The organism is Saccharomonospora halophila 8 (genome assembly GCF_000383775.1).
In the GTDB taxonomy this organism is placed as follows: Bacteria; Actinomycetota; Actinomycetes; order Mycobacteriales; family Pseudonocardiaceae; genus Saccharomonospora; species Saccharomonospora halophila.
On sequence record NZ_KB912567.1, the window covers coordinates 1 to 2,584 of the forward strand.

4 protein-coding genes and 1 pseudogene are annotated in these 2,584 nt (G+C 73.7%); all 5 read right to left on the reverse strand.

What is annotated here, in order from left to right; genetic code table 11:
• Window positions 1–276 (reverse strand): annotated as a pseudogene (locus SACHA_RS22560) (hypothetical protein); the annotation flags it as partial.
• Window positions 273–782, reverse strand: a complete 510-nt coding sequence (locus tag SACHA_RS0115910; protein ID WP_019811331.1) for a SigE family RNA polymerase sigma factor — start codon at window positions 780–782, stop codon at window positions 273–275. The pseudogene SACHA_RS22560 and the gene SACHA_RS0115910, both read right to left, overlap by 4 nt.
• A gap of 154 nt (window positions 783–936) precedes the next feature.
• Window positions 937–1,308, reverse strand: coding sequence for a DUF952 domain-containing protein (locus SACHA_RS0115915; protein ID WP_019811333.1), 372 nt, complete (start codon window positions 1,306–1,308; stop codon window positions 937–939).
• On the reverse strand, window positions 1,305–2,198 hold the full coding sequence (locus SACHA_RS0115920; RefSeq protein ID WP_019811335.1) for a DUF5926 family protein: 894 nt from the start codon (window positions 2,196–2,198) through the stop codon (window positions 1,305–1,307). Before SACHA_RS0115920 ends, SACHA_RS0115915 begins: the two co-directional genes overlap by 4 nt.
• Before the next feature lie 104 nt (window positions 2,199–2,302).
• Window positions 2,303–2,584, reverse strand: a 282-nt coding sequence (gene cutA, locus SACHA_RS0115925; RefSeq protein WP_019811337.1) for a divalent-cation tolerance protein CutA, incomplete at its 5' end; no start/stop codon positions are given.

Sequence of the window (2,584 nt, forward strand, 5' to 3'; positions counted from 1 at the left end):
GGCCACCACCGCGAGCGTGGTCCCCGCACCCGCGAGCACCGTACGGCGCCTGCGTCGCCGCCGTACCCCGGTGACGATGTGCCGTGGCGCGTGCGGCCGCGGCCGGACCGCGAAGCGCTCGTCGTCGTGGAACAACGCGCGCAGTTCGGCGTCGAGCTCGTCGGCTTCCTCGGCCCCGCCGGCTCCGTCGAGTCCGTCGGCTCCGTCGGCCCCGTCGAGTCCGTCGAGCCGGTCGGGACGGTCGTCCCCGGCGGCGTCGGTTCCGTCGGCACTCACCGTGCCCACCTCCCCTCGCTCCCGGTGTCCCGGTGCAGCTTGCCCCGCAGGGAACCGAGTGCCTTGCTGGCCTGGCTCTTCACCGTGCCCGGGCTGATGCCGAGCGAGTCGGCGATCTCCGCCTCGCTCAGCCCCTCGTAGTACCGGAGCACGATCACCGCACGCTGTTTCGGCGGCAACTCCCGCAACGCCGTCCACAGCGGTTCGTACTCGAACGGGTCGGTGGGGGAGACGGTGTCGGATTCCGGGATCTCGGCGACCAGGTTCTCCCGGCGGTGCCTGCGCCACCGGGAGATGTGGGCGTTGGCCATCGAGCGGCGGATGTAGGCGAGCGGGTCACCGGTCTTGCGCACCACACTCGACCACCGCGCGCCGATCTTCTCCAGCACCGACTGCACGAGGTCGGCGGCGTCGTGCGGGTTGCCGGTCAGGGCGTGCCCGTAGCGCAACAGCCCCGGTAGCGAGGCCTCCACGAACTCCTCGAAGTCCGTGAGGTCGCCAGACACGACCGCTTCCCTCCTGTGGACGACAGTCCGCGTCCCGAACCCGAGGCCCGGGGCCGCGGACACGAGCGTAGTCACCGTAACGTCTCCCTCACGCGATCGCGTTGTCCGACTCGACCCCGTCCACGCACGCGGACGCCGTGAGGTTGCCCGGGTGTTACCGGTGCGTCCCGCCACCGGGGTCGGCCAGCTCCGCGGGGAGCCGGAAGAACCCGTCCGGGCCGGGCGGGAACGGATGGACCGACACCACCGCCTCCGGCGGGATCGGACCGTAGACGTGGGGGAACCACGGCGCACCTGGTTCCGGCGGGTCGGCGGGCTCCCACCGCACCGGGACGTCCAGCCGCGCCGGATCGAGGCGCAGCAGCACCAGGTCGGTGCGCCCGGCGTAGAGCCGGTCGGCCGGGAAGTGGACCGTCCCCGGGTCGGAGCAGTGGACGAAGCCGACGTCGGCCAGCGACGCGGCCCGATACGGCTCGCCCGGAGGGACGGCGTTCCAGACGTCGGCGGGGCAGAGGTGCAGGATCACCGGAGCGTGAGCTGACGCCCGATCAGGCCGTCGCGCGCCCGGCGCTCGCTCGCGTCGAGCGGACGGTCGTCCAGCGAGGCCAGCGCCTCCTCCAGCCGGGCACCGAGGTGCTTGGCCGACTCGTCCCATTCGCGGGCGTGCGCCTCCGGGTCGAGATCCCACACCGGCACCAGGAGCCCGTGCGCCCGGAACGAGCCCGCGTACCGCGTGCCCTCGCCCAGCGTCAACTCCCCCGCGGCGGACAGCCGGGCCAGCGCCTGCAGCAGCCGGTTCTCCTCGGCGGGCCACACCCAGCGCAGGTGCGCCTTCTCGCCCGCGAGGACCCAGTACGCAGCCGGGCCGAGCCGCTCGGTCGGCATGATCGCGGCGTTCGCCCGCTCCAACGACATCGCGACCTCACCGGACGGGGTGTCGCCCTCCGGCAGCCACCAGGAGAAGTCCTCGTGCAGCGTGACCTCCAGCTCCGCGTCCCCGGCCAGCAGGTCCTGGAGCCGCTCGCCGGGCCGCGGCTCGCTCACGGTGTCGGGCACCGAGAGCACCTCGCCCGGTTCGGCGTCCAGCGCCCAGCGCAGCGCCCGGCCGAGGTCCCGGCTGATGTCCGAGGAGCGGGTCTGGACCTGCATCCCCAGGAAGATGTGCCCGTCGTCCGAGCGCACCATCGCGGCGGCGGCCAACGGCAGCACGGTGCCGAGGGTGACCGCACGCCCGGCCGGGTCCACGCCGTCGGCCAGGGTCAACGGCGCGGTGGCGGACGGCACGAACTCCCGCTGCGCGATCAGTTCCGGTTCCGCGGCCAGCCCCTCGAACGGGCGCGCCACGAAGACGTCGCGGACCTTCTTCGGCTTCCCGCCCTTCGCGGGAGCGCCCTTCCTGCGTGCGGCCTTACCCACGGTCTCGCCCTCCAGATGTCTCCGTTGACCCGACGCTACTCGACCCACACCGGTGCCGGAGAGTGCGGGTCGTACCCCTGCGGGTGAACCGCCGGGGCGGGCGGTCAGGACCGGGTCTCGGCCACGACCCAGGACAGGTACCCGGCGCTGCCCCCGCTCACCGGGGTCGCGACGACCTCCGGTTCGTCGTAGGAGTGGTGCGCCTTCAGGTGCTCGGTCAGCGCGTCGACCCGGTCGGCCGCGGTCTTGATCTCCACGCGCCACTCCGGGTCGGTGTGGGTCGCGCCCTCCCACCGGTACACGCTGGTGATCGGCCCGAGCACCTGGGCACACGCCGCGAGCCGGGCCTCGACCGCGCCGGCCGCGAGCTTCCGCGCGGCGGCCTC